This is a genomic window from Streptomyces sp. RLA012 (genome assembly GCF_056270325.1).
Genome location: NZ_JBWDPA010000002.1, coordinates 10,578,950 through 10,603,325 on the forward strand (window position 1 = coordinate 10,578,950; position 24,376 = coordinate 10,603,325).

Annotated in this window: 29 protein-coding genes and 1 pseudogene; 15 read left to right on the plus strand and 15 right to left on the minus strand. The window is 70.2% G+C overall.

Translation table 11 applies throughout. The features are described 5' to 3' along the window. Positions 1 to 149: 149 nt before the first annotated feature. Positions 150 to 983, plus strand: coding sequence for an alpha/beta fold hydrolase (locus RV986_RS48220; RefSeq protein ID WP_475923426.1), 834 nt, complete (start codon positions 150 to 152; stop codon positions 981 to 983). Between the two features lie 27 nt (positions 984 to 1,010). Here the strand turns inward: RV986_RS48220 and RV986_RS48225 are convergent, their stop codons facing one another. Together RV986_RS48225 and RV986_RS48230 are read right to left on the minus strand one after the other, a co-directional pair. Beyond that, entirely contained in the window at positions 1,011 to 1,973 is a 963-nt protein-coding gene (locus RV986_RS48225) for an SDR family NAD(P)-dependent oxidoreductase (protein ID WP_475923427.1), read from the minus strand. A gap of 421 nt (positions 1,974 to 2,394) precedes the next feature. After that, complete coding sequence (locus RV986_RS48230) at positions 2,395 to 3,432, minus strand: PHP domain-containing protein (RefSeq protein WP_475923428.1); 1,038 nt, start codon at positions 3,430 to 3,432, stop codon at positions 2,395 to 2,397. 394 nt (positions 3,433 to 3,826) lie between these two features. Here RV986_RS48230 and RV986_RS48235 point away from each other — a divergent pair, with 394 nt between their 5' ends. Then, positions 3,827 to 4,063 carry a hypothetical protein gene (locus RV986_RS48235; RefSeq protein ID WP_475923429.1) on the plus strand — a complete coding sequence of 79 codons (237 nt, stop codon included), beginning with the start codon at positions 3,827 to 3,829 and terminating at the stop codon, positions 4,061 to 4,063. 83 nt (positions 4,064 to 4,146) lie between these two features. Here the strand turns inward: RV986_RS48235 and RV986_RS48240 are convergent, their stop codons facing one another. Next, entirely contained in the window at positions 4,147 to 5,061 is a 915-nt protein-coding gene (locus RV986_RS48240) for an IS982 family transposase (protein ID WP_475922630.1), read from the minus strand. A gap of 249 nt (positions 5,062 to 5,310) precedes the next feature. Between RV986_RS48240 and RV986_RS48245 the strand changes: the two are divergent. The 5 genes and pseudogenes from RV986_RS48245 to RV986_RS48265 form a co-directional block, all read left to right on the plus strand. Next, positions 5,311 to 5,595 (plus strand): annotated as a pseudogene (locus tag RV986_RS48245) (helix-turn-helix domain-containing protein); the annotation flags it as partial. Positions 5,596 to 5,707: 112 nt separating this feature from the next. Further along, positions 5,708 to 6,352 carry an IS630 family transposase gene (locus tag RV986_RS48250; RefSeq protein ID WP_475923430.1) on the plus strand — a complete coding sequence of 215 codons (645 nt, stop codon included), beginning with the start codon at positions 5,708 to 5,710 and terminating at the stop codon, positions 6,350 to 6,352. A 234-nt stretch (positions 6,353 to 6,586) separates the two neighbouring features. Beyond that, complete coding sequence (locus RV986_RS48255) at positions 6,587 to 6,973, plus strand: hypothetical protein (RefSeq protein WP_475923431.1); 387 nt, start codon at positions 6,587 to 6,589, stop codon at positions 6,971 to 6,973. 3 nt (positions 6,974 to 6,976) lie between these two features. Further along, the gene (locus tag RV986_RS48260) at positions 6,977 to 7,708 is read left to right on the plus strand and encodes a hypothetical protein (RefSeq protein ID WP_475923432.1); all 732 of its coding nucleotides are present in this window, start codon (positions 6,977 to 6,979) and stop codon (positions 7,706 to 7,708) included. Continuing rightward, entirely contained in the window at positions 7,705 to 8,082 is a 378-nt protein-coding gene (locus tag RV986_RS48265; protein WP_475923433.1) for a peptidase inhibitor family I36 protein, read from the plus strand. Before RV986_RS48260 ends, RV986_RS48265 begins: the two co-directional genes overlap by 4 nt. Before the next feature lie 75 nt (positions 8,083 to 8,157). On the opposite strand, the gene RV986_RS48270 is transcribed toward RV986_RS48265, so the two are convergent. The 4 genes from RV986_RS48270 to RV986_RS48285 form a co-directional block, all read right to left on the minus strand. Next, entirely contained in the window at positions 8,158 to 8,739 is a 582-nt protein-coding gene (locus RV986_RS48270) for a VanZ family protein (protein WP_475923434.1), read from the minus strand. A gap of 90 nt (positions 8,740 to 8,829) precedes the next feature. Then, the gene (locus RV986_RS48275; RefSeq protein ID WP_475923435.1) at positions 8,830 to 9,492 is read right to left on the minus strand and encodes a DUF4230 domain-containing protein; all 663 of its coding nucleotides are present in this window, start codon (positions 9,490 to 9,492) and stop codon (positions 8,830 to 8,832) included. A gap of 487 nt (positions 9,493 to 9,979) precedes the next feature. Continuing rightward, on the minus strand, positions 9,980 to 10,693 hold the full coding sequence (locus tag RV986_RS48280) for a hypothetical protein (RefSeq protein ID WP_475923436.1): 714 nt from the start codon (positions 10,691 to 10,693) through the stop codon (positions 9,980 to 9,982). After that, positions 10,666 to 11,040, minus strand: coding sequence for a hypothetical protein (locus tag RV986_RS48285; RefSeq protein ID WP_475923437.1), 375 nt, complete (start codon positions 11,038 to 11,040; stop codon positions 10,666 to 10,668). The genes RV986_RS48280 and RV986_RS48285 overlap by 28 nt, the downstream gene beginning before the upstream one ends. A 177-nt stretch (positions 11,041 to 11,217) precedes the next feature. On the opposite strand from RV986_RS48285, the gene RV986_RS48290 reads away from it, so the two are divergent. After that, positions 11,218 to 12,171: a ribose-phosphate diphosphokinase gene (locus RV986_RS48290; protein ID WP_475923438.1), complete on the plus strand. Its 954-nt coding sequence runs from the start codon at positions 11,218 to 11,220 to the stop codon at positions 12,169 to 12,171. Positions 12,172 to 12,350: 179 nt separating this feature from the next. Then, entirely contained in the window at positions 12,351 to 13,544 is a 1,194-nt protein-coding gene (tuf, locus tag RV986_RS48295; protein ID WP_475923439.1) for an elongation factor Tu, read from the plus strand. Between the two features lie 129 nt (positions 13,545 to 13,673). On the opposite strand, the gene RV986_RS48300 is transcribed toward tuf, so the two are convergent. Beyond that, complete coding sequence (locus tag RV986_RS48300) at positions 13,674 to 14,054, minus strand: anti-sigma factor antagonist (RefSeq protein ID WP_475923440.1); 381 nt, start codon at positions 14,052 to 14,054, stop codon at positions 13,674 to 13,676. Positions 14,055 to 14,218: 164 nt separating this feature from the next. Further along, positions 14,219 to 14,656 carry a MarR family winged helix-turn-helix transcriptional regulator gene (locus RV986_RS48305; RefSeq protein WP_475923441.1) on the minus strand — a complete coding sequence of 146 codons (438 nt, stop codon included), beginning with the start codon at positions 14,654 to 14,656 and terminating at the stop codon, positions 14,219 to 14,221. A gap of 127 nt (positions 14,657 to 14,783) precedes the next feature. On the opposite strand from RV986_RS48305, the gene RV986_RS48310 reads away from it, so the two are divergent. Both RV986_RS48310 and RV986_RS48315 read left to right on the plus strand, forming a co-directional pair. Beyond that, the gene (locus RV986_RS48310; protein WP_475923442.1) at positions 14,784 to 16,241 is read left to right on the plus strand and encodes an aldehyde dehydrogenase family protein; all 1,458 of its coding nucleotides are present in this window, start codon (positions 14,784 to 14,786) and stop codon (positions 16,239 to 16,241) included. Between the two features lie 34 nt (positions 16,242 to 16,275). After that, positions 16,276 to 17,382, plus strand: coding sequence for an NAD(P)-dependent alcohol dehydrogenase (locus RV986_RS48315; protein ID WP_475923443.1), 1,107 nt, complete (start codon positions 16,276 to 16,278; stop codon positions 17,380 to 17,382). A gap of 12 nt (positions 17,383 to 17,394) precedes the next feature. Here the strand turns inward: RV986_RS48315 and RV986_RS48320 are convergent, their stop codons facing one another. After that, a complete protein-coding gene (locus RV986_RS48320; RefSeq protein ID WP_475923444.1) occupies positions 17,395 to 18,348 on the minus strand; it encodes an NADP-dependent oxidoreductase in 954 nt (317 codons plus the stop codon). Positions 18,349 to 18,419: 71 nt separating this feature from the next. Between RV986_RS48320 and RV986_RS48325 the strand changes: the two genes are divergently transcribed. Together RV986_RS48325 and RV986_RS48330 are read left to right on the plus strand one after the other, a co-directional pair. Then, a complete protein-coding gene (locus RV986_RS48325) occupies positions 18,420 to 19,367 on the plus strand; it encodes a GlxA family transcriptional regulator (RefSeq protein WP_475923445.1) in 948 nt (315 codons plus the stop codon). Positions 19,368 to 19,448: 81 nt separating this feature from the next. Further along, positions 19,449 to 20,306 (plus strand): hypothetical protein, encoded by an 858-nt coding sequence (locus RV986_RS48330; RefSeq protein WP_475923446.1) that lies wholly within the window; start codon positions 19,449 to 19,451, stop codon positions 20,304 to 20,306. 20 nt (positions 20,307 to 20,326) lie between these two features. Here RV986_RS48330 and RV986_RS48335 read toward each other — a convergent pair whose 3' ends face one another. Beyond that, a complete protein-coding gene (locus RV986_RS48335) occupies positions 20,327 to 20,881 on the minus strand; it encodes a TetR/AcrR family transcriptional regulator (RefSeq protein WP_475923447.1) in 555 nt (184 codons plus the stop codon). Further along, on the minus strand, positions 20,878 to 21,240 hold the full coding sequence (locus RV986_RS48340) for a DUF1304 domain-containing protein (protein WP_475923448.1): 363 nt from the start codon (positions 21,238 to 21,240) through the stop codon (positions 20,878 to 20,880). The genes RV986_RS48335 and RV986_RS48340 overlap by 4 nt, the downstream gene beginning before the upstream one ends. Positions 21,241 to 21,473: 233 nt before the next feature. Between RV986_RS48340 and RV986_RS48345 the strand changes: the two genes are divergently transcribed. Next, entirely contained in the window at positions 21,474 to 21,866 is a 393-nt protein-coding gene (locus RV986_RS48345) for a VOC family protein (RefSeq protein WP_475923449.1), read from the plus strand. A gap of 67 nt (positions 21,867 to 21,933) precedes the next feature. Here the strand turns inward: RV986_RS48345 and RV986_RS48350 are convergent, their stop codons facing one another. Together RV986_RS48350 and RV986_RS48355 are read right to left on the minus strand one after the other, a co-directional pair. Then, on the minus strand, positions 21,934 to 22,245 hold the full coding sequence (locus RV986_RS48350) for a DUF4235 domain-containing protein (protein WP_475923450.1): 312 nt from the start codon (positions 22,243 to 22,245) through the stop codon (positions 21,934 to 21,936). A 207-nt stretch (positions 22,246 to 22,452) separates the two neighbouring features. Then, positions 22,453 to 22,896, minus strand: a complete 444-nt coding sequence (locus tag RV986_RS48355; protein ID WP_475923451.1) for a nitroreductase family deazaflavin-dependent oxidoreductase — start codon at positions 22,894 to 22,896, stop codon at positions 22,453 to 22,455. A gap of 172 nt (positions 22,897 to 23,068) precedes the next feature. Here RV986_RS48355 and RV986_RS48360 point away from each other — a divergent pair, with 172 nt between their 5' ends. Then, complete coding sequence (locus RV986_RS48360; RefSeq protein WP_475924685.1) at positions 23,069 to 23,521, plus strand: nuclear transport factor 2 family protein; 453 nt, start codon at positions 23,069 to 23,071, stop codon at positions 23,519 to 23,521. A 3-nt stretch (positions 23,522 to 23,524) separates the two neighbouring features. On the opposite strand, the gene RV986_RS48365 is transcribed toward RV986_RS48360, so the two are convergent. Next, positions 23,525 to 24,157, minus strand: coding sequence for a LysE family transporter (locus RV986_RS48365; protein WP_475923452.1), 633 nt, complete (start codon positions 24,155 to 24,157; stop codon positions 23,525 to 23,527). Between the last annotated feature and the right edge of the window lie 219 nt (positions 24,158 to 24,376).

The following is a 24,376-nucleotide window of genomic DNA, read 5'->3' on the forward strand; positions in this document are numbered from 1 at the left end:
CGGGTGCTGCGCGACCCCCTCCATCCAGGGCTCCGGTGGCATGCGGGACCTCTTCGCATGACCTCGCGGGTAATCGACCCGGCCCCGGCCCTCCGGAAGCATGACGGACGTACCCACTCGCCCTGCCACCGGATTCCGGGAGGATTCCCATGCCGTACTTCGAGAGCCCCGTCGACGGCGCTCGGCTGCACTTCGTCGACTACGGGCCGGCCACGGGCCCGGTCGTCGTGTTCGTCAACAGCTCCTACCTCGGCACCGAGATGTGGGAGTACCAGATGCTGCCGCTGGCCGCCGCGGGCCACCGGTGTGTCGGCTTCGACCGGCGGGGGCACGGCCGGTCGGAGGACGTGTGGGGCGGGTTCGACCTCGACAGCCTGGCCGACGACGTCAACGGGCTGCTGACCCACCTCGATCTGCGGGACGTGACGCTGGTCGGGCATTCCATCGGGGCCGCCGAAGTCGTGCGCTGCCTGACCCGGCACGGCGTCGAGCGGGTGGCGAGGGCGGTGCTCGTGTCGGGCATGGTGCCGGGGATCGTCCGGTCCGCGGACCGTCCCGGAGGCATCGGCCCGGACGTCGTCCGGGCCGGGAACGAGACCTTCCGCCGCGACCGGGCCGGGTTCTTCGCGAGTGCGGCACACGCGTTCTTCGCCCTCGATCTCCCCGGGAACGACGTCTCCCCGGCCTACGTGGAGTACCTGATCGACCGCTGCCTCCGGTCGACCGTTCGGGCAGGCACCGCACTCATAGACCTCGGAGCGACCCTGAACGTCGCCCCCGAACTGCCGAAGCTGGACCTGCCCGTCCTCGTCGTGCACGGCACGCACGACACCTTTGTGCCGCTGGACCTGACCGGCCGCCGGGCGGCGGAGCTGCTGCCCGACAGCACGCTCAAGGTCCACGAGCACGCGGGCCACGGCCTCTTCGTCACCCATGCTGAGCAACTCACCTCGGACATAGGGGAGTTCATGGCCCACAGCTGATGCTGATGTCGTGCGGTCGCTCGGGTGTCACGCGAACGCGTTCACCCCGGTCAGTTCCGCCGACAGCGCCCACAGCCGGGCGGCCTGCTCGGGGTCGATCGCGTAGTCGCGTACGCCGGTCCGGTCGCCGTCCGCCGCCGGAGCGGGCTCGGCGATGTCGCAGTCCTCGCAGTACACCCCGCCGAGGCCGGCCAGCTGGGGCGAGGTCGCGGCCCACACCTGGGTCGCCGCACCCTGCTGGGGCGACTTGAAGGCGGACGGGTGCAGCAGCTTGCCGTCCTCGTCGATCCAGCCGCGCTCCACCATCTCCTCCTTGGCGAGGTGGCGCTGCAGCGGGGTGAGGATGCCGCCGGGGTGGAGGGAGAAGGCCCGTACGCCGGACTCCGCTCCGAGCCGGTCGAGGTGCACGGCGAACAGGATGTTCGCCGTCTTCGCCTGGCCGTACGCCTCCCACTTGTCGTAGCCGTGCTCCCAGTGCACGTCGTCCCAGCGGATCCCCGAGTTGTGGTGGCCGGCCGAGGACACCGAGACGACCCGCGCGCCGCCCGCCTCGATCGCGGGCCAGAGGCGGTTCACGAGCGCGTAGTGGCCGAGGTGGTTGGTGGCGAACTGGGCCTCCCAGCCGGGCCCGACCCGCGTCTCCGGGCACGCCATGATTCCGGCGTTGTCGATGACGAGGCCGACCGTGCGGCCCGAGGCGAGGAAGCGCTCGGCGAAGGCGCGGACGCTGTCGAGGTCGCCGAGGTCGAGCTCGTCCACCTCGGCCCCGTCGACGCCGTCCAGCGCTTCCCGGGCCACGGTCACGCGCCGTGCCGGGACGACGACGCGGGCGCCCGCCTTGGTGAGGGCGCGTGTGGTCTCCAGGCCGAGCCCCGAGTACCCGCCGGTGACGATCGCGAGTTTCCCGGTCAGGTCGATGCCGTGAAGGACGTCGTCGGCGGTGCTGTGGGCGCCGAACCCCGAGCCGATCTTGCGCTGTGCAGTGGTCATGGTTCGACGCTACGGATTGGAGCGCACTCGAAGTCAAACGGAGGCCGCTGTCGCGGGGAGCGGGGGATTCCTCGGCGCGGGCATGAACGCGGGCATGAACGCGGGAATGAACGCAGGCATGAACGCGGGCATGAAAAGGCCCCGACCGGACGGGGGAATCACGGTCGGGGCCGTCTGTGGTGGGCACGGATGGCGGTCGCCTCTCGGCGAGGGGCTCCACAGGGCTTCAGCCGAACGATCGTCCCTGTGGGCAAAGGTGAGGCCCGGGGACACTGTTCCATCCGCGCCCACGGTGGGTTCAACGGGGAACGACCGGGAGGTGTTCCCCCTTGACCAGGGCATGAGCGGTGATGTGTGTCACCCGCAGTGGTCGAACGGGCCGACCGACCACAGGCCGGGAGGCGGTCGCCCGTACGCATTGTCAGGAGCCGGCCGCACGTGACGGTGTCGTGCGGTCCCAGGTCCAGGTCAGCAATGCGTCCGCGGTCCACGTGGTGATCACGCGTGCGGCGGGCACCCCGCACTCCTCGGCCCGCGCGCAGCCGTGGATCTGCCAGTCGAGCTGGCCGGGGGCGTGCGCGTCGGTGTCCACCGAGAAGAGCACCTCCGCCTCGACCGCCCGACGCAGCAGCCGCCGCGGCGGGTCGAGCCGTTCCGGGCGGCTGTTGATCTCCACGGCCGTGCCGGACTCCGCGCAGGCGGCGAAGACCGCGTCCGCGTCGAACTCCGACTCGGGCCGCCGCCGCTCGGTGAGCAGGCGGCCCGTACAGTGCCCGAGCACGTCCGCCAGCGGATTGCGTACGGCGGCGACCATACGGCGGGTCATCGATCGTGCGTCCATGCGCAGCTTGGAGTGCACCGACACCACCACGACGTCGAGCCGCTCCAGCAACTCCGGCTCCTGGTCGAGTGATCCGTCGTCCAGGATGTCGCACTCGATGCCGGTGAGCAGCCGGAAGGGGGTCCACCGGCGGTTGAGCTCCGCCACCACCGCCAACTGCTCGCGCAGGCGCTCGGCGGACAGACCGCGCGCCACCGTGAACCGCGGCGAGTGGTCGGTGAGCACCGCCCACTCGTGCCCGAGGAGCGCCGCGGTCCGGCCCATCCGCTCGATCGGGCTGCCGCCGTCGGACCAGTCGGAGTGCAGATGGCAGTCGCCGCGCAGCAGGGCCCGCAGCCGTTCGCCGCCCTCCGCGAGTGGTCCCGCGGCCTCCTGCTCCAGCTTCTCCAGGTAGCCCGGAACCTGGCCGCTCATCGCCTCACGCACCACCTGCGCCGTCTTCGGCCCGATGCCCCTCAGCGACTCCAGGGAGCCGTTGGCCACGCGCTCCTCGACCTCCCCTTCGGGCAGCGCGGCCAGGACGGCCTCCGCGGTGCGGAAGGCTCGTACGCGATAGGTGGGGGCCTGGGTCCGCTCCAGGAGGAACGCGATCCGGTCCAGGGCCTCGACGGGATCCATCACCACGACCTTCCTCCGGCTCCTCCGGCTCCTCCGGCTCCTCCGGCTCCTCCGGCTCCTCCGGCTCCTCCGGCTCCTCCGGCTCCTCCGGCTCCTCCGGCTCCTCCGGCTCCTCCGGCTCCTCCGGCTCCTCCGGCTCCTCCGGCTCCTCCGGCTCCTCCGGCTCCTCCGGCTCCTCCGGCTCCTCCGGCTCCTCCGGCTCCTCCGGCTCCTCCGGCTCCTCCGGCTCTTCGTCCAGCCTTGCCCAGCCGCGGTCGGCCGGGACGACGGCGCACCTCACCCACCTGGGCGAACCCGGCGGTTCGGGCCGTGTCCGGCCGCGCCGGACGGCCCGGGATTGCAGGGGTCGAATCGTGCCCCCGCTGACCCGAGGGAATCGTTCTACGCTCTATTCATGACCGAAATCGCGTGCCCTCACATCTCCTACCCGCGGATCATGGTGCTCGGGGTGCAGCCGAGCACGCCGCCGTTTCGGGTCGTGGAGATCGACGGTGAAGTGATCGGTGAGGCGAGAGCGATCACCGATGTCCTGAAGGCGGCAGCCGCCCACGGGATCATCGTCCACGACCTCGACGACCCGGACGTGGTGCGCTGGGTGGGCGGCGACAAGTTCACCTGGTCACGCCACTAGGTCCTGTCACCCCACTAGACCCAGTCACCCCACTAGACCCAGTCACCCCACTAGATGAATGAGTCCAAGGGGTGTCGTTGCGGTCAGTGATCGTAGGCGGTCAGTGACCGCTTGATCGGCTGTCCGGTTTTGTCGTTGTGCCAGATCGCCGCTGTGAGCGCGAGGATCCGGCACAGAACGCGGACCGCCACCCCCGCCGGGCTCTTGCCGCCGTGTCGTTCCAGGTCGAGCTGCCCCTTGAAGGTCTGGTTGATCGACTCGATGACCTGCCGCAGCGGCTTGAACAGGTGTGCTCCGGCCCGTTCGGCCTCCCCCTTGCGGGCCGGCCGCAGCAACTCCAGGTGACGCTCGGCAAGATCGCACTCGAACTCGCGGCCGTAGTAGTTCTTGTCCCCGATGATCGTCTGCCCGGGGCGGGCTGCTTCGACATCGGGCGCGGTGTCGAGCATGTCGCGCAGTGTCTCGCGCTCGTCGGCCTTCGCGCCGGTGAGGGCGAACAGGATCGGCAGCCCGCCCAGCGTGCACACCAGGTGCAGCCGCAGCCCCCAGAAGTACCGTGAGTGCGACGCGCAGTAGCCGTACTGGGCCCAGCCCGCCAGGTCCGAGCGTCTGGCCGTCTCGCGGGAGCATCCGCAGCCGACCGGGGTGGAGTCGACCAGCCACACGTCGTCGCTCCACAGCGAGGTGTCCCGGGCCAGGATCCGGATCATGCTGGTGAGCAGCGAGGACGCGGCGCGCAGCCGCTTGTTGTAGCCGGACTGCTGGGGCACGTAGGGGAAGAGGTGGCCGAAATCCCGCCCGACGCGGCGCAGCCAGCGCCGCTCGGATGTGTAACCGAGCAGCGCCGACGTGACCGCGAGCGTGACCAGTTCGGCGTCACTGAGCGTGGGTGCGATCCCGACGGCGGGCCGGTACGGGGCCAGCCACGGCGAAGCCTTCAACTCGTCGTCGATCCGGGCATAGAGTGCCGTTGCGAGGGTGTCCAGGTCTGTCTTCACACACTGACATTGGACGCCCTCGTCTCATGTCCGCAGGCCATCCCTTGGACTCATTCATCTAGTAGCGCGTCGCTGCTTAGTTATGGCATGTCTGGTTGGGATGCTGGCGTCTGGTGGGTACCTTCCTTTTTCCCAGACAGGACTGTCGTTGTGGGTTCGCAGAAGAAGCGGCCGGTCAAGTTGACCGCGCAGGATCGTGAGGAGTTGGTCCGGGTGACCACGACGGGTGTTCGTGGGGCCTCGATGATCATGCGTGCGCGGGTGCTGCTTGCGCTGGACACCTCAGTGGGTGACGTGGATTCCAAGGAGGTGATCGCGGCCCGGCTCGGCGTCTCCGGTGAGACGTTACGGCTGGTTGCCAAGCGTTTCGCCGAGACCGGTGGCGATGTGCACGCCACGATCGCGCGGAAGAGACGTGACCTCCCACCGGTGCCCTCGCCGGTGACCGGCGAGGTCGAAGCCCGACTGATCGCGATGGCGTGCTCACAGCCACCCCAGGGCTATACCCGGTGGTCGCTGCGGCTGTTGGAGAAGCACGTCGCGCTGGCCGAGGACATCCCCGATCTGGACCACTCCACCATCGGGCGGGTCTTAAAAAACGGAACTGCGTCCTCATCTGAGAAAGTGCTGGACCATCCCACCACGGGTGAACGCGGAGTTCTCGGCCCGGATGGAAGATGTGCTGGCCGTCTATGCCCGGCCCTACGACCCGGCACGTCCGGTGGTGTGCATGGACGAGAAGCCCTACCAGCTTCTCGCCGATGTCCGCGACCCGCTCCCGGCCCGCCCTGGTCACGACGCTTGCCGGGACAGCGAGTACATCCGCTGCGGCACGTGCTCGATCTTCGTGTGGGTCGAACCCCTGCGTGGGTGGCGTCGCGTTCAGGCGCTGTCCCAGCGGACCCGGATCGACTGGGCCGGCCAGGTCAAGCAGCTGCTGAGCGTGGACTACCCCGACGCCGAGGCCGTGGTGCTGGTGATGGACAACCTCAACACCCACGGCATCGCCTCACTGTACGAGGCATTCGAACCAGAAGAGGCATTCGCCCTGGCCCAACGCCCCGAGATCCACCACACGCCCAAGCACGGGTCATGGCTCAACATCGCCGAGATCGAACTCTCCGCGCTGACCCGGCAATGCCTCGACCGCCGGATCAGCGACCTCGACACCCTCAACACTGAACTCTCGGCCTGGCAGAACGCCACCAACACTGACCAGCGTCAGGTGGACTGGCAGTTCACCACCCACGACGCACGCATCAAACTGCGCCACCTCTATCCCAAAAATTAGCCGCGACAATCTACTAGGCCCTGTCGGGCGGGACCGGGGGCGACAGTGTGGGGGAGCGCGTGGACCTGCGGGTTTCGCGCCGGTGCGAGCTGTCTCAGGAGGAATGACCCCACACCTCGGGAAAGATCACCAATGGGTGGGAACCGCGCATGCGGCCACTCCCACGCGGGCACGGTTGATCTTGCCGGGTGATCGCGACCGCCCCGGCGCCCCTCTTTCCTCCTGGGAGTCGTCATGTCCCGTGGCTTCGCCGTGCCCACCGCCGCCCTCCTGGCCTCGACCGGTCTTCTGGCCTCGACCGCCCTCCTCGCCGCCGTACCGGCGGGCGCCGCGACGCATGGGGCGTCCCGCGCCGGAGACGTGTGCTTCTGGACCGCCGCCGGACAGCACGGCTCGTCGTGGTGCTACACCCCACCCGGCTATACGGACGTCCCGGAGTTCCTGCACGACAAGGCCGCCTCCTTCCGGTCCAACGCCGACACCGCCGTGTACGCCATCGACTGGGGACGCGGCACCTGTTACGCCCGGCTGATCAGGGCGCACGACCTGGCGGACAACTGGCCCTGGGGTGCCCGGCTGGACGGCGTCGCCGACACCCCCATGGGCTGCGAGGTCGGCTGACTCGTGCGACTCCTTCGCGCGCTGTGCGCCGCCGCGCTGGCGGCGCTGGCGGTGGCGGGGTGCGCCACGGCGACGGCGCAGCGGGCCACGCCTCCGCTGCCCAGGACCGAGCGCGACCGCGACGACCTCATCGACACCGCTCAGCAGGTACTCGTCGACCGCTGTCTGGCCCGGCAGGGACTGACCCTGCGGCACGCCCCGGACGCCCCGGACGCCCAAGGCACCCGGGACACGGCGGACCGCAGGCTGCAGGGCGCCCTCTTCGGCCGTGGCCGTCCCGAGCTCTCCGTCACCCTCGCCACCGGGTACACCGTCACCGCCCACACGGACGGCTGCCTCGCCGCCGCGCAGCGCGATCTGTACGGCGACCAGCGGCTCTGGTTCCGTACCCGGGTCGTGGTGAACAACCTGCGGGCCGAGGCCCAGCAGCGCATGAAACACGACCCCGACTACCGCGCCGCGACCGTCCGCTGGACCCGCTGTGTCACCCCGGCGCACGGGCCCCGCCCCGGCCGTCCCGACCCCGCGGTCTCCGCGCGCTGCGGCCGCGAGAGCGGCCTCACCCGGCTGCGGGCACGGCTGGAACCGGCCCTGTTGGCCCGGGTCCGTGCCGAGCGGCGCGGACAACTGACCACCTATCGGCAGCTGCGCACCCGCGCACTGCGCCGCGCGGCGGATCTGTACGCCGAGCGGACCGTCCAGGTAACCCAGAAGAAAGGCAGTACCTCCTCGTGATCACCAAGCGCCTCGCCCTCTCCGCCGCCACGGCCCTGCTCGCCCTCACCGGCGGACTGGCCCTGGCCACCCCGTCCGGCGCGGCCGACTGCCCCAGCGGGAACTTCTGCGTCTGGGAGAACGCCAACTTCGACGGCCAGCGCGCCAACTGGTCGGGCGACGACGGCTGGTGGGAGAGCTGGATCGCCGACACCGACTCCTCGTGGGCCAACCACGGCCTGTCCGGACCGGGCGTCAAGGACCACGTCAAGGTCTATGAGGATGCCTGGCAGGGCGGCGACATGACGATCTGTCTCGCGCCGGGGGAGGAGGTCGGCTACAACGCCGTGGCGAACGACCGGGGTGACTCGCACACCTGGGCCATGGGCTGCTGACCGGTCGCCCCCGGCAGACCGGCACCGTCCGCCCGCGGTGGGGGCCGCGGGCGGACGGTGCCGGCATACGGTCGTTCAGGACTTCGGAGCCTCACGCCGGGTGCGCCAAGTACGGCGCCTGCGCCGCGGATGCACCGCCCGGCCCATCCGCCGCCCCAGCAGCAGATAACCCACCAGCGCCCCGGACGTGTTCAGGATGACGTCGTCGATGTCGAAGGCACGCCCGGTGATCAGCGTGCCCTGGACCAGCTCGACCAGCAGCATGACCACCGCGGTCAGCAGCAGAACGCGCAGGACCCCCCGAGCCTTCGGAATCAGCACGGGCAGTAGCACCCCGAAGGGCACCCCGAGCAGGACGTTTCCGCCGATCTGCTTCACCGCGTCGCGCAGCGCCGGCTGGTCGAGATAGGCCCGCAGCGAGTCGCCGGGGTGCAGATTGGTGTGGATCAGTGCCTTCGACGCCGGAGACGGCTCCAGCGTCACCCGGGCCAGCGCGACCGCGAATCCCACCATGGCCACGAAGGCCAGCAGCATGACGAGCAGCCGCACGGGCAGCGGAAGCGACTTGCGCTCCTGCGGGGGAGCCGAAGTCCGCCGACCGGATTTCGTTGTACCGGTGGTGCGCAGGGTGCTCCAGCGTGACGCCGTACGGACCATTCGATTCTCCCGGTTTCAACTGCCCTTTGGGAAGCGCGGTTACCCGCAAAGCGGGCTTCGATGCCGTGCCGCGGCCTTCCGGTGTGCGGCTCAGGCGCCGTAGGTGACGTTCACCTCCTTGAAGCCCAGTGAGCGCAGCAGGCCGTCGAGCATGCTGGTGGTGTTCTGCTCGGCGCGGGCGGTGAGCCGGCTGTCCTTCGCGGCCTCACCGATGTGCTTGATCGCGAGTTTCTGCACGGCTCGTTCGGTGTTGGGGTTGTCGGAGAAGAAGTCGCCGAGCCGGTCCAGCAGACCGCGCTGTTTGGAGACGGCGTAGGAACGGTCGGGGTCGAGTGCGGGTGTGCCCAGGGCCGCGTGCGGCAGCCGCAGGGTGGCCGTCGTGCGGTCGGAGTTGACCGTCACGTCGTTCTTGGCGAGCGTGCCGAGGTCGACGTAGGCCTCGACCGTACCGGCGCCCACGTACAGCGTGCGGGTGCCGCGGATCGCGTCGGGCAGGTACTTGGCATCCTTCTCCAAGTCCACCACCACCTGGAAGTTGCCCGAGGCGGCGTCGTAACGGCTCATGTCCTGGATGGACTCGAGGAGGGTGGGGCCGGAGCGGTCGTGTGTCTCCGTACCGAAGAGGTCACGCAGCCCCGGGAGCACGGCCAGCCGCAGCCCGGCGAACAGCACCACGAGCACCAGCACGACGGCAGTGATCACCTTGGCCCAGGCCGGCATCCGCTTGGGCAGGCGCTTGATGGACGTCGTCATGTCGACGGTCCTCCTTCCTGCTCTCCGAATGCCCGCCAAATCCTTTGGTAGGCCGTCGTGTTGGCGGATTCGCACCGCCCTGGGGAGCGCGAAGGGGAGCGCGTCCACCTCCGGTGGCACCGACCACCGCGGTTCTCCGTACGCCGAGGGCGCGTCGCGTCCGCACGCGGTACCGCATCCGCCGGGTCACCCGCGGCGGTCGTGCGATGGTCGGGACCACCGGACGCCCTCCCCGTAGGTGAGTCCCGGCAGCCGCAGCTCGACTCCCGCACCGGCCGCGCCGACCGCGCGGACCGGTGAGCAGCCGTCGCGTGGTAACGGCCGACGAGAGGTGGACCTTCGACCCAGGGGTGACGGGTCGACTGGTGGTCGTTCGGCCTCCTTGACCAGTACCGAAGGGCATGTTCGGCCATTCGCGAGACCGTCCGGTGCGGGATGGGGGAGGCCCCTGGTCGCCGAGGTGACCAGGGGCCGGGTCCGGTAGGCGTCAGTAGTTCTCGGCGACCGCGCCACCGAAGATCTTCAGGTGCTCGGAGTCGGACAGCCTGTTCACGAACATGACGATCTTTCCGGTGCTGAAAATGCCGCTGACGGTGGCCTCTTTTCTCTTCTGGTACAGGTCATCGGCTTCCTTCTTGGCCGGGTCGAACCAGTCGGCGACCTTGTCCCGATCGGCACCAGGTGCGTCGATCGTGGAACAGTCACGCAGGAATGCACTTGCTTGCGCGTTGCCCTTCCCGGCAATGCAGTCAAGGAAGACGAGTTCGTCGCTCTTGGTGACCGTCATCTGCAGGAACAGGCCCTTGCCGTTGTCTCCCGTGACCACGGTCTTCTTCCGGTCGCCCGGGAACTCTTCCTCCTTCGGGGCGCCAAGGGGCACGCCCCAGGTCTTGGACAGGCGGCCGAGGAACGCCTTCCCGGTGTACCCCTTGGCCATGGCGACCGACTCGCCCAACCGCGGCATCTCACTGGCCAGGAAAGCGTGTGTGGGCAAGGAGGCGGCAGACGGAGGTGTGAAGGAGGGCGTGGGACTCGGCGGGCTCGGCGTCGGCTTGTCGTCGGCTCCGACGACGGGGGACGGGTCCTGCTTGTGCGTGGTGCAGGAGGTGACCGCCAGGGCGGCGCCCACGGCGACGGCCGCCAGCCCGAGCCCCAGACGCTTGCTCCTGCCCATCAGATACCGCTGTCGTCGAGTGCGCATGCCGTGGTGACCTTCGTGCTGTGAGGGACGAAGGCGATCGCGTCGAAGGCGACGTCGGGGTCCCCTGTTCCCGGGGCGTGCAGATTACCGGCTTCGATCCGACCGCCCTTCCAGAAGGTGAAGGTACACATCCTGACCAACACCGGATCGTAGAGCGCCGGTTTCCATCGGTGGGCGGGCCCGGACCCGCGTCCGCCCACCGGTACACCGGCACACCCAGAGATCCTTGGAACGGGGCAGATGACGTGGCATTCACCAGAGGCCTGGACAGAGTTGTCCTCGTCGTTCTCCTGCTGGTCGTGCTCGGCCTCGGTGGTCTGCTGATCGCCGTGCAGGTGCGCGAGCACCGCGAGCCATGGGCGAGGGGCACCGGCGAGGCCGTCAGGACGCAATCCCCGGTGACCGTCCGCAACCGGATTTCCCCCGGTGGGAGTACCTGGCCCGGGCCAGTAGCATGAGGCACGCATCCCGGGTCGATCATGCCGACCGGCGGCGCACCCGGATCGATCTTGCGAGGAGCGGTCGTGCGTGACATCGCCGTGTTCAGCGGTAGTGCCCATCCCGAGCTGGCGGCAGAGGTCTGCGCCCATCTCGGTGTGCCCCTCAGCCCGACCCGGGTCAGCCGGTTCGCCAACGACTGCCTGGAGGTCCAGCTCCAGGCCAACTGCCGTGAGCGCGATGTCTTCCTCGTGCAGCCGCTCGTCACCCCGGTGCAGGAGCACCTGGTCGAGCTGCTGATGATGTGCGACGCGGCACGGGGCGCCTCCGCCGGGCGGATCACCGTGGTCATGCCGCACTACTCGTATGCCCGTTCGGACAAGAAGGACATGCCGCGGATCTCCATGGGCGGGCGGCTGGTCGCCGACCTGCTGGTGGCGGCCGGGGCCAGCCGTGTGCTGGCCATGACACTGCACTCCCCGCAGGTCCACGGGTTCTTCTCGGTGCCGGTCGATCATCTGCACGCCCTGCGGGAGCTCGCCGCACACTTCCGCGGGTACGACCTGTCCCGTACGACGGTCGTGTCGCCCGATCTGGGCAACGCCAAGGAGGCCGCCGCCTTCGCGCGGCTGATCGGCGCCCAGGTGGCCGCCGGTGCCAAGCAGCGGTTCGCCGACGACCGGGTGAGCATCAGCTCCGTCATCGGTGAGATCACCGGGCGGGACGTCATCGTGCTGGACGACGAGATCGCCAAGGGCAGCACCGTCCTCGAACTCCTGGAGCGGCTGCGGGAGTTGGGTCCTCGGTCGATCCGGGTCGCCTGCACCCACGGGCTGTTCGCGGCGGGTGCCCTCAAGCGGCTCAGCGACCAGGAGGACATCCTGGAGATCGTGTGCACCAACACCGTGCCGGTGCCGCACGAGGAGCACACCGAGAAGCTGCGGATCCTGTCCATCGCCCCGGCGCTCGCGGAGGCCGTGCGCCGCATTCACAACGGTGAGTCCGTCAGCGCCCTGTTCGACGCGCCCGCGAGCGAATAAACAGGAAGAGCGACACTTCCTGACCTCGTTCGGCGCTTGGCCCGACCTCGTCCGGCGCTTGGCTCGACATCGTTCGGCGCGCGGCCCGGCCTCGTTCGGCGCTCGGCACATCGCTCGGCCCCGGCCAGGAGGCGGCGCAGCAACGCTCGGAGTCACCCAGGTGATCAGGAGGGCTTGCAGTGGCGAAGGCGAAATTCGAGCGGACCAAGCCGCATGTCAACATCGGCACCATCGGGCACATCGACCACGGGAAGACGACACTCACCGCGGCCGTGACGAAGGTTCTGCACGACCGGTTTCCGGATCTGAACCCTTTCACGCCGTTCGACCAGATCGACAAGGCTCCCGAGGAACGCCAGCGCGGTATCACCATCTCGATCGCCCATGTCGAGTACCAGACGGAGTACCGGCACTATGCGCACGTCGACTGCCCGGGGCACGCCGACTACATCAAGAACATGATCACCGGCGCCGCCCAGATGGACGGCGCGATCCTGGTGGTCGCGGCGACGGACGGGCCGATGCCGCAGACCAAGGAACATGTGCTCCTCGCGCGGCAGGTCGGTGTGCCGTACATCGTCGTCGCGCTCAACAAGACGGACATGGTCGACGACGAGGAGATCCTGGAACTGGTCGAACTGGAAGTGCGTGAGCTGCTCACCGAGTACGAGTTTCCCGGCGACGACGTCCCCGTCGTCCAGGTCTCCGCGCTCAAGGCACTGGAGGGCGACCGGAAGTGGAGCGCCTCCGTGCTCGAACTCCTCGCGGCCGTCGACGAGTTCGTGCCCGAGCCGGCACGGGACGTCGACCGGCCCTTCCTGCTGCCGATCGAGGACGTCTTCACCATCACGGGCCGCGGCACGGTCGTCACCGGCCGGATCGAGCGCGGGGTGCTGAAGGTCAACAACGAGGTGGAGATCATCGGTATCCACGAGCGGAAGACCAGGACCACCGTCACCGGCATCGAGATGTTCCGCAAACTCCTCGACGAGGGCCGGGCGGGCGAGAACGTCGGGCTGCTGTTGCGCGGGATCAGGCGTGAGGACGTCGAGCGGGGGCAGGTCGTGATCAAGCCGGGCTCGGTCGCTCCGCACACGCAGTTCAAGGCGCGGGCGTACATCCTGTCGAAGGACGAGGGCGGTCGGCACACACCGTTCTTCGACAACTACCGGCCGCAGTTCTACTTCCGCACGACGGATGTGACGGGTGTCGTGACCCTTCCCCGGGGCACGGGGATGGTCATGCCGGGCGACAACATCACGATGAACGTGCAGCTGATCCAGCCCATCGCGATGGAGGAAGGTCTGAAGTTCGCCATCCGGGAGGGCGGCAGGACGGTCGGGGCGGGGCAGGTCACCAAGATCCTGAAGTGACCGGGCGGAAACCCGCGGGCGGCATCGGGCGGGTGGCACCGGGCGGAGGCCGGCAGGGGTCCGGCATCGGGCGGAGGCCGGCCGTCGAGAGGTGATGGGGAGGGGCCGTCGAGCGGTGATCGGGAGGGGTCATAAGGTGCCCGACGTGGCCTCGGGCTGCCCCAGTGCCTCGTCGAGCGACGCCGAGGGCGGCAGGAGGTGCGCCAGGCCGGTCACCTTGAGGACGCGCAGGGTCAGCGGCCGGGTGCAGACGAGGTGCAGTCGCCCGCCCCGGGCCAGGACCCGGCTTCTGGCCCGGTAGAGCAGCCGCAGCCCGGAGCAGTCGAAGAACTCGACGGGCCGCAGGTCGATCACGATCTGCGGTTCGGGGCGTCCGGTGACCGCGTCCACGTAGGGCGTGATCTCCAGCGCCGCGAGGATGTCGATCTCTCCGTGGAGCTCCAGCACCGTATGACCCCGGTCCTGGCGGACGCGCAGATGGTGGGTGATCGGTGCGGGGTCGTGTGTCACGACGACATCGCCTCCAACCGGCTGCTTATCTGTTCGTGCGGCAGGGTCGACAAAAACATCCCCTTGCCCTGCAAGTTACCCTCGATGGAGTGAATTTCAGCATGTTCGATTGACATATGTCTTCGATTTGGGCGGTGAGTCGTCCCCTGGGATGAGTGTGCGGGCTACGAGAGTGCGTGCCACGCCTTGGACAGCGCCTGGCGGAACTGATCCGTCTGGTGTGACGTGAGGTCCTCGACCATGCGTTCCTCCAGCTCCCGCACGGCTCCGGCGAACCGCGTGAGCAACTCGCGCCCCTCGTCGGTCAGCAGGATCAGCAGCTCGCGCCGGTTGCGCGGATTGCGCTCGCGGCGCACCAGCCCGCGGTTCTCCAGCGAGCGCACCAGGTCGGCCATGGACTGCGCCGTCACGAAGGAGTCGCGGGCGAGCTGTGCCGCCGAGAGGCCGTCGTGCCGCTCCAGCACGGTGAGCGAGGTGTACTGCAGCGCGGTGATCCCCGCCGGTTTCACCAGTTCGTCGAGGTGGGAGCGCACGACCAGCTCCACCTGCTTGACCATGTAGAGCAGGGACGGAGGTGCCTTCGTTGCCTGGGTGCCGACCATGGGTTCAGCCTAAGGCATTGACAGGAAACCTGTCCGTAATGAGACTGCGGACCAACAGGAATCCTGTTGGTTGAAATCTTAGCGATCAAACTGTCGGGATGACGGCATCAAGGCTGAGGAGTGGGCAATGACGACCACCTTCGAGAGCGAGCCCGGGCGGCTGTTCATCGGCGGACAGTGGCGCGAGGCGGCCGCCGGGGCGCGTACGGACGTGATCGATCCGTCCACCGGCCAGGTGGTCACGACGGTCGCGGAAGCGGGCGCGGCCGACGTGGACGCGGCGGTGCGCGCCGCACGGGAGGCCTTCGACCACGGCCCCTGGGCCGGGACGAGCGGGCGGGAGCGGGGCCGGGTGCTGCACCGCGTCTGCGAACTGATCCGTGAGAACGCCGACGAGCTCGCCGCCCTGGAGAGCCTCGACGTCGGCAAGCCCATCTCCCTGTGCCGCCCTGTCGACGTGCTCACCGCGGCCGACGAGTACGAGTACTGCGCCGCGCTCGCTCAGACCCTGGACGGCGCCACCCGCGACACCCCGCTCAACGCCCTCGCCTACACGCGCCGCGGACCGCTCGGGGTGGTCGCCGCCATCACGCCCTTCAACTTCCCGCTGATCCTGTCCAGTTCGAAGCTCGCTCCGGCGCTCGCGGCAGGCAACACGGTGGTGCACAAGCCCGCCGACGAGACCCCGCTCAGCGCCCTCCGTATGGCCCGGCTGCTTCAGGAGGCCGGAGTCCCGGACGGTGTCGTGAACGTCGTCACCGGCAGCGGACCGGTCGCGGGCGAGGCGCTGCTGCGCAACCCCGGTATCGACAAGCTCGCCTTCACCGGGTCGACCGCCGTCGGGCGGCACGCCGCGAGCGTCGCGGGCGAGGCGCTCAAGCCGGTCACCATGGAGCTGGGCGGCAACGCGGCCCATGTCGTCTTCGAGGACGCCGACCTGGAGAAGGCGGTCGGCGCGGTCATCAAGGGCTTCGTCTTCAACACCGGGCAGTTCTGCATGGGCGGCCCGCGGCTGCTGGTGGCGCGCTCGGTGTACAGCACCCTGCTGAACATCCTCGCCGACGCCGTCCCCGGCGTCCCGGTCGGCGACCCCCGGGCGCCCGAGACGGTGGTCGGGCCGATGGCGGGCGAGAAGCACCTCCGGAAGGTCGAGGAGTACGTCGACCTGGCCCGCAAGGAGGGCGCACACATCGTCTGCGGCGGCGAGCGCCTCGACCTCGACGGCGGCTACTACTACAAGCCCACGGTCGTCGCGGGCCTGCCGAACGACTCCCGCGTGATCCAGGAGGAGATCTTCGGCCCGGTCCTCACCGTCCAGCCCTTCGACACCGAGGACGAGGCCGTCGAACTGGCCAACTCCACCCCGTACGGCCTGGCTTCGGGCATCCAGACCACCGACCTCGCCCGCGCGCACCGCGTCGCCGACCGGCTCCAGGCGGGCATCGTCTGGATCAACGACTGGGCGATGCTCGACCCCGCGGTCCCCTTCGGCGGCGTCAAGAACTCCGGCTTCGGCCGGGAGTACGGGCCCGAGGCACTCGCCGCCTACACCAAGGTCAAGTCCGTCGTCGTCTCGCTCGACTGAGCGCCCGCCCGGGATCTACGAAGGAGTTCACGCGATGCCCACCACCACTCGCGCGGCCGTGGTCGAGTCCGCGGGCGCGCCGTTCACGCTCGCCGATGTCGAACTCGACGAGCCCGGCCCCGGCGAAGCCCTCGTCCGTATGGTGGCCACCGGCCTGTGCCACACCGACCTCGGTGTGGCCGGCGGCGGTCTGCCCTTCCCGCTGCCCGGCGTCCTCGGCCACGAGGGAGCGGGAGTCGTCGAGGCCGTCGGCCCGGACGTCACCGGCGTCGCCCCCGGTGACCACGTCGTCCTGTCCTTCACCTCCTGCGGCGGCTGCCACAACTGCCGTGACGGGCACCCCGCCTACTGCGCCACCTGGCTGCCGCTGAACCTCATCGGCGGCCGGCGCGCCGACGGCACCGGCACGATCAGCCGGGACGGGACGCCGCTCGGCGGCCACTTCTTCGGGCAGTCCTCCTTCGCCGAGCGGGCGTTGGTCGACGAGCGCGGCCTCGTCAAGGTCGACCCGGACGTACCGCTGGAGTCCATCGCCCCACTGGGCTGCGGGGTGCAGACCGGTGTGGGCGCCGTCTGGAACGTGCTGCGGCCCCGGCTGGGCGACACCCTCGTCGTGCTCGGCGCCGGGGCGGTCGGGCTGTCCGCGGTGATGGCCGCCGCCCTGACCCCCGCCACGAGGATCATCGCGGTCGACCGGGTCGCTGAACGCCTCACCCTGGCCGAGGAGTTGGGCGCCACGCACACCGTCGACGCGAGCGAGGCCGATCTCGGTGAGGCCGTCGCGCTGCTGACGGACGGGCGGGGTGCCGACGGCGTCGTCGAGACCACCGGCAGCGTCGCCGTGCTGCGCCAGGGCGCCGACGCGCTCGCCGCGCGCGGCACCCTGGTCGTGGTCGGTGCCCCGCCCTTCGGTACCGAAGTGGCGCTGGACGTCAACGGGTTGATCCCCGGCAGGCGGATCGTCGGCCTCACCCTGGGCGACAGCGAGACCCAGACGTTCATCCCCGCCCTGGTCCAACTGGTGAAGGAGGGACGGCTCCCGCTGCACCGCCTGATCAGCGCCTACCCGTTCGCGGACATCGAGCAGGCGGTGCGGGACATGAAGGCGGGCAAGACGATCAAGCCCGTACTCACCTTCTAGTTCCTTCTGGTTCTACTGCTCCACAACGAGGACGATCTTCCCCGTGGTCCGGCCGGTGTCGCCGAGCGCGTGCGCCTTGGCGGCCTCGGCCAGCGGGAAGGTCTCGGCGATCGTGGCGCGCAGCCTGCCCGCCTCGGCGAGCTCCGCGATCGCCTTCATGCCGGTGCGGTCGGCGTCGACGAGCATCCTGACCGCCCGTACGCCGAGACGCTCGGCCTCCTCGTGGAAGTCCTCCGTACCGACCGGAATGATCGAGACCACGATCCCGCCCGGGCGCAGTACGCGCAGCGAGCGGACGGAGTAGTCGCCGCCGACGGTGTCCAGGACGACGTCGACGTCCCGTACGGCCTCGGTGAAGTCGGTCTCCCGGTAGTCGATCGCCTCGTCCACGCCGATGTCGCGCAGGAACGCGTGCTTGCCCGCGCTCGCGGTCGCGATGACGTGGGCGCCTCGTGCCTTGGCGATCTGTACGGCCACATGCCCGACCCCGCCGGCGGCCGCGTGGATCAGCACCCGCTGGCCCGGCCGTACGTCGGCCGTCTCGACCAGGGCCTGCCACGCGGTGAGGGAGACCAGCGGGAGCGCGCCCGCCTGTGTGTGGTCGATCCCGGCCGGCTTGTGGGTGAAGGCGCGGGCGGGGGCGGTGACGTACTCGGCGTGCGAGCCGTGACCGAACGGGTAGGGAAGCATGCCGAAGATCTCGTCCCCGGCCTTGAAACGGGCGACACCGATCCCTGTCGCCTCGACCACGCCGGAGACGTCCCAGCCGAGGACGAAGGGCGGTTCGCCGAGGAAGCCGCCGGTCGCGCGGTGCTTCCAGTCGGTCGGGTTGACGCCCGCCGCGCGGACCCGGACCAGTACCTCGTTGGGCCGTGGAGTGGGTCGCTCCACCTGTACTTCCTTCAGGACCTCGGGGCCGCCGAGGGCGTTCTGGGTGATGACTCGCATCGTGTTCACAGTGCTCATGGTGAACCAGCCTGTCGGTGCCCGCCCCACAAGAAAATGGCATGATTGCCAACCTTCGATAGGATCGTGCCATGCTGCGAACGGAGCGAGTGGTCGTCCTGGCGCTGGACGGCGTCTACCCCTTCGAGCTGGGCATCCCCAGCCGGATCCTCGGCGCGGCGGACGGCCGGTACGAGGTGCTGACCTGCACCGTCGACGGTCGGCCGGTGCGCAGCAACGCGGACTTCTCGGTCACCGTCGAGCACGGCCCCGAGATACTGGGCACGGCGGACACGGTGGTCATCCCCGCCATCGACCCGGCCTGCGTCACCGCGGAGCCCGCCGCCGAGGTCACCGCCGCGCTCGCGCTCATCCGGCCGGGCACCCGCATCGTCTCCATCTGCACGGGGGCGTTCGTGCTGGCGGCGGCCGGATTCCTGGAGGGGCGGCGGGCCACCACGCACTGGCAGCTGGTCGACGAGTTCCGGCGCATGTTCCCGCGGGTGGAGCTGGACCCGGACGTCCTCTTCGTCGACGACGGCACGATCCTCACCTCCGCCGGTGCCGCCTCCGGTGTCGACGTCTGTCTGCACCTCGTGCGCGAGGACCACGGCAGCGAGCTGGCCAACAAGGTGGCCCGGCGCTGTGTGGTGCCGCCCTGGCGCGACGGCGGTCAGGCCCAGTACATCGAGCAGCCCGTGCCCGAGCCCGCGGCGACGAGCACGGCCGCGACCCGAGTGTGGGCCCTCGCCCGTCTGGGTGACTCGCTGGCCCTGGCCGATCTCGCGAGCCATGCCCGGATGAGCCCGCGCACCTTCGCCCGCCGCTTCAACGACGAGGTGGGCATGAGCCCCGGCCGCTGGCTCATCCAGCAGCGCGTCACCCGGGCCCGCCATCTGCTGGAGTCCAGCGACCTCTCGGTGGACCAGATCGCCGGCGAGGTCGGCTTCGCCACCGGCACCTCGCTCCGACAGCACCTGCACGCGGCGATCGGTGTCTCGCCGGGGGCCTACCGGCGCACGTTCCAGGCGGCCCGCTGAGCGTCGAACGATCACCCTCACTCCCGCGTCGGAGGAGGGAGAACGCACCTCGCGGTGCGCGGGACGGCGAACGGGGGCGGGATGCGCAAAGGGATCGTGGCGACGGCGGTACTGGTCGGTCTGACGGCGATGGGATGCGACGACGGGGGGACGCCCGACGACCTGGTGGTCACCGGTACGCCCCCGGCCGCGCCGTACGCCGGACCGCTGGACCTGCCGTTCGAGGAGAGCCCCGACGGCAGCGCCCACGAGGCCGAGGAGGGTTCGGGCGCGGCCGGCCGGGCGCTGGAGTGCGAAGGCGAGATCTACTCGGGGAGCGGGGGCGACGGCTGGGGCGAGGGAGACGGCGGCGCGACGCCCGAGGAAGGTCTCAGCGCGTACTTCGACCTGGAGCAGCCCGACGTCCCGGACCACGGCTACCGGGTGGAGCGCGCGGAAGGGGACCGCGTCCTGTTCTCGTACGACGTCGACGGCAGGACCAGGGTCGCCGTGGTGGTCGCCAAGGACCAGCCGCACCGCCCCGGTTGGGGCCCGGAGACCAGTGCCTCCTGCGACCCGGCCGAACTCCCGGCGAGCTTCACCGACACCAAGGAGTACGAGATCTGGACCGACCGCACGGGACACCGCGTACCCACCACCCTGCTGAGCAGCTCCGTCGGCCCGGAGCACTGCGACTGGGAGAGCGTGCGCTTCCTTTGGACGGGCCGCGGCGCGGACGGCAGGCAGTACGCGCGGGATCCGGACGGGGTGCTCGGGAGCGGCCTGCTCACCGCCGCGTACGACGGGGACGTCCGGATGCCCGCGGGCGCCCGCGACACGGGATACCGCCTCCACGACCGGGAACTGTGGCTGACGGCGGACAGGGCGACGGCCTACGTCCGCACACCCGACGGCGTGGAGGCGTGGCCGTCGACGAAGGGCACCGTGGCCTGCAAGTGAGCCGCTCGGTACGTGCGGCGTCAGCGGCTCATGTGCAGCGCGACCAGCAACTGCCAGACCTGGTCGGCGACTTCCTCGGGGGTCCCCTCCAGCAGTCCGTGCAGCCAGTCGGCGAGGACCCCCGCGAAGGTGGCGGCGACGGCGGAGGCCACCAGCGGGGCGTCCGCGGCGCCTGCGAGGGTGCGCTCGGCCAGGCTGCGGGCGCGCAGATCGCGGTGCAGGACATGTCCGAGCGGGCCGCCGCCGCCCGGGCTCAGGAGCGCGCGGTAGAGCCCGGCGTGCGGGGCGAGGTCGGCGAAGAACGCGAGCAGGGCGGGTGGCGCGGACACCGGGTCGGGCCGGCCGCGCCACGCGTGCAGCGCCTCCACCGCCTCTCGTACGACATCGGCGCAGGCGTCGACGGCGAGTGCCTCCAGGTCGGCGTAGTGTACGTAGAAGGTGGCCCGGCCGACCCCGGCGCGCCGTACCAGCGCGGCGACGCCGACCTCTTCGAGCGGATGCTCGGCGCACTCCGCGAGCAGCGCCCGGCGCAGCTTCTCGCGGGTGCGGGCGGCCCGCGGGTCCTCGGACGTCACCGGGCGACGAGGACGGCGGCCAGGGCGAGCGCGCCGGGCAGGGCCTGCGCGAAGAGGATCCGGCGGTTCGCGGTGACCGCTCCGAACACCCCGGCGACCACGACGCACACCAGGAAGAAGACCTGGACGCGGAAGCCGGTCGGATCGGCGGCTATCAGGCCCCACACCAGACCCGCCGCGAGAAACCCGTTGTAGAGCCCCTGGTTGGCGGCCATGGGCGCGGTCGCCCGGGCCATGTCGGAGTCGAAGCCGTGCAGTCCCCGTCCCGGCTTCTTCTGCCACAGGAACATCTCCATCACCAGGATGTACGCGTGCAACGCGGCCACCAGGCCCACCAGCACGTTCGCGACCGTCTCCATCGTCAGCAAGCTCCCTCGTGCACAGCCATGTCCGGACAGGTTTTTCCTGGACAGGTGCCCACTATAGCTGGACACCTGTCCAGGAAGTTAGGGGGTGCGTGCATGCGGTTGGCCCGTGCGCCCTGGGGAGGAGCGACGCGGCCCGCGGGGGACTGAACGCGCCGTACGGGGTACCCGGGAAACAGCGGGCGGCCAACCGCCGTCCGCGCCCGGGAACCCCGTACGGAGGACACATGGCACTGGTCACGGCAGGCGTCGTGGTGCTGGACTGCGCCGAGCCCGAGAAGCTCGCCGCCTTCTACAAGGAACTGCTCGAAGCCGAGGAGACGGACGCGACCGCGAACCGCGTGGAGATCAGGGGCGCGGACGGGATCCGGATGGCGTTCCGCAGGGACATGACGGCAACGCCGCCGAGCTGGCCGCGCCCCGAGAGCTCCTTCCAGGTGCACCTGGACTTCCAGGTGACGGACCTGGACGAGACGGAACGGAGGGTCATCGGCCTCGGCGGGCGTGCGATCGAGACCAAGGACCCGTCCGGCCCGTTCGAGGAACGCGGCTACGCCGATCCGTCCGGACACTCCTTCACGCTGCGTCTCCTGCCGTCGACCGCGCCCAAACAGGGCTGACTTCGGGAGTCGGGCATCGGGCGGAGGACGACCAGGCGGCTCGACACGGCTGACTCGGCGCGGGCCCTCAGTCCCGGCCGCCTTTGTCCGACGCCGGCCAGACCCCCGTCGAACGCTCGACTGCCTTCGCGCCGGTACGGTCCGCCGCGCTGCGGGCGACCGCGAACAGGGCGCCCTGCAGGGCCGCCGCGAGCAGTACCTCGCCCCAGCCGCGGTCCTTGTCCAGGGCGTCGGGCGCGTCCTCCTCGTGGCGGATCGCCTTCCAGGCCGCCTGGAAGGCGAACCCGGCGAGGGCGCCGCTCGCCCAGCTCAGCGCGAAGCCGAGGGGCTTGTAGGCGAGGGGGAGCTTGAGTTTCTTGTGCTTCTTGTACCTGGCCACCGTCTCCTCCTTGGTCGACGTAGACGGTGTCACCGAATCCGGACGCCCGGTAGAGGGCGGCGGCGTACGTCGGAAAGCCCCGCCGCGACGGGGGGCGCGGCGGGGCCTGAGGCACGGGTGCCCGGCGCGCCGCGGTTCATGCGCGCCGGGCACCCGTGAATTTCCGTCCGGTGGGTCAGCCGGTCGGCCGGTCGGTCAGCCGGCTGGTCAGGCGGGCGGTTCCAGCACGAAGACGGGGATCTGCCGATCGGTCTTCGTCTGGTACTCGGCGTACGGGGGGTACGCGGCGACCGCACGCTCCCACCACTCCGCCTTCTCCGCACCCGTGACCTCACGGGCCGTCATGTCCTGGCGCCCGGCGCCGTCCTGGAGCTCCACATGAGGATCGGACTTCACGTTGAAGTACCAGACCGGGTGCTTGGGGGCACCGCCCTGCGAGGCGACCACCGCGTAACGACCGTCGTGTTCCACCCGCATCAGCGGGGTCTTGCGGATCTTGCCGCTCTTGGCACCACGGGTCGTGAGAATGATGACCGGCATTCCCGTGTCGAGCAGTGTGTTCCCCTTGGCGCCGCCGGAACCCTCGTACAACTCCACCTGGTCCCGCACCCACTGCGTCGGGCTGGGCTCGTACTCACCCTCAAGAGGCATGACTTCCATCCCTTCGTCGCACCGTACTGATGATGTCTCGGCATGATTCAACACCAGCGCGGACCAGGATTCATCCGCACCATTACCTCGCGGGTCATCGCGGCCGCGCGAGGTGTGCGGCACGGTGGAGCCGTTCCCGCACGACGCCACAGGAAGGGGCGACCCCGTGCCGATGTCCGTGGTCACCGATCATGCCTCGACGACACGTGCCGTGGTCGAGGAGCTGCTGCGCCGGATCGGCGCGGGCGACCCCGAACGGATCGCCGAACTGTACGCCGAACGGAGCGACTGGAGGCTCAGCTGGCCGCGGGAGGAGCACGGGCGCGCCACGACCCCGTGGATCCGCCACCGCTCCACCCGTACCGACGCCGCCGCCCACTACCGTGAACTGGCCGCACACCATGTGCCCGGCGGCGCGGCCACCGAGGTCGAGCGGATCCTCGTCGACGGGACCGAGGCCGTCGTGCTCGGTGAGATCCGGCAGACGGCCGGGGCCACCGGCCGCGCCTACAGCGCTCGGTTCGCCCTGCATCTGACGGTCGAGGACGGGCTCGTCGTACGGCATCACGTGTACGAGGACAGTCTCGCCGTGGCCCGCGCCTTCGAATCCGCCGCCGACGCCTGATCCTCATGGCGGCGCGACGAGCATCCGTACCGCCAACGCCATGATCACGGCACTGGACGCGAGTGCCGTGAGCAGCCGCCCCCGGCGTCCGGTCAGCGCCCGGCCGAGCAGCGCACCGCCCCCGGCGAGCAGCAGCTGCCAGCTCGCGGACGCGACGAACGCGGCGAGCACGAACGCCCCCTGCTCCAGGGGGCGCACGGCCTCGGCCGTACGGCTGCCGAGGACCAGCGCGGCGAAGTAGATCACGGTGGTGGGGTTGAGGAGGGTGATCCCCAGCAGGGTCAGGTACGCCCCCGCCGGGCGTACCGGGTCGGGTACGGACCGGGCGGCGAGCCGCTGTTCGCGGTACTGGCGCACCGCGGTGACCGCGCCCCGTACGGCCAGCGCCGTCAGCAGCAGCCCCGAGACCCAGCGCAACGGCAGGAGCACCGGTTGCAGCGCGGCGGCGAGTGCGGCGCCCCCGAGTGCGGCGACCAGGGCGTACAGCCCGTCGGCGGTCGCCACGCCCAGCGCCGCGCATCCGCCGGTCTTCAGCGAGGTACGCGCGGTGAGGGAGACGAGATAGGTCGCGACCGCTCCGACGGGGACGGCGATGCCGTAGCCCGCGAGAAGCCCCGCGACGAGCGCGGCGGTCACGACCGCGGAAGCGAGGGCCTCCGTGGACGGCCGGGCTGCTGCTGGACCCGCACCGGACGAGCGGTGGCGGAGGTCGGCGGCAGGAGGGCTTCGATCGTGGACATGGGCAGATCCTGGGGCCCGCCGAGCCGCCCGTGCAAGCGAATTACGAAGGACGCCGCCGAGCCATGAACACGGGGTGTGTACCGTGGAGGAAGCGGTTGGATCGAGCCATGCACG

Coding starts and splice junctions, on each gene's coding strand:
- RV986_RS48220 (WP_475923426.1), top strand. CDS start 150: ATGCCGTACTTCGAGAGCCCCGTCGACGGCGCTCGGCTGCACTTCGTC.
- RV986_RS48225 (WP_475923427.1), bottom strand. CDS start 1,973: ATGACCACTGCACAGCGCAAGATCGGCTCGGGGTTCGGCGCCCACAGC.
- RV986_RS48230 (WP_475923428.1), bottom strand. CDS start 3,432: ATGGATCCCGTCGAGGCCCTGGACCGGATCGCGTTCCTCCTGGAGCGG.
- RV986_RS48235 (WP_475923429.1), top strand. CDS start 3,827: ATGACCGAAATCGCGTGCCCTCACATCTCCTACCCGCGGATCATGGTG.
- RV986_RS48255 (WP_475923431.1), top strand. CDS start 6,587: ATGTCCCGTGGCTTCGCCGTGCCCACCGCCGCCCTCCTGGCCTCGACC.
- RV986_RS48270 (WP_475923434.1), bottom strand. CDS start 8,739: ATGGTCCGTACGGCGTCACGCTGGAGCACCCTGCGCACCACCGGTACA.
- RV986_RS48275 (WP_475923435.1), bottom strand. CDS start 9,492: ATGACGACGTCCATCAAGCGCCTGCCCAAGCGGATGCCGGCCTGGGCC.
- RV986_RS48280 (WP_475923436.1), bottom strand. CDS start 10,693: ATGCGCACTCGACGACAGCGGTATCTGATGGGCAGGAGCAAGCGTCTG.
- RV986_RS48305 (WP_475923441.1), bottom strand. CDS start 14,656: ATGGTCGGCACCCAGGCAACGAAGGCACCTCCGTCCCTGCTCTACATG.
- RV986_RS48310 (WP_475923442.1), top strand. CDS start 14,784: ATGACGACCACCTTCGAGAGCGAGCCCGGGCGGCTGTTCATCGGCGGA.
- RV986_RS48315 (WP_475923443.1), top strand. CDS start 16,276: ATGCCCACCACCACTCGCGCGGCCGTGGTCGAGTCCGCGGGCGCGCCG.
- RV986_RS48320 (WP_475923444.1), bottom strand. CDS start 18,348: ATGAGCACTGTGAACACGATGCGAGTCATCACCCAGAACGCCCTCGGC.
- RV986_RS48325 (WP_475923445.1), top strand. CDS start 18,420: ATGCTGCGAACGGAGCGAGTGGTCGTCCTGGCGCTGGACGGCGTCTAC.
- RV986_RS48330 (WP_475923446.1), top strand. CDS start 19,449: ATGCGCAAAGGGATCGTGGCGACGGCGGTACTGGTCGGTCTGACGGCG.
- RV986_RS48340 (WP_475923448.1), bottom strand. CDS start 21,240: ATGGAGACGGTCGCGAACGTGCTGGTGGGCCTGGTGGCCGCGTTGCAC.
- RV986_RS48345 (WP_475923449.1), top strand. CDS start 21,474: ATGGCACTGGTCACGGCAGGCGTCGTGGTGCTGGACTGCGCCGAGCCC.
- RV986_RS48355 (WP_475923451.1), bottom strand. CDS start 22,896: ATGCCTCTTGAGGGTGAGTACGAGCCCAGCCCGACGCAGTGGGTGCGG.
- RV986_RS48360 (WP_475924685.1), top strand. CDS start 23,069: ATGTCCGTGGTCACCGATCATGCCTCGACGACACGTGCCGTGGTCGAG.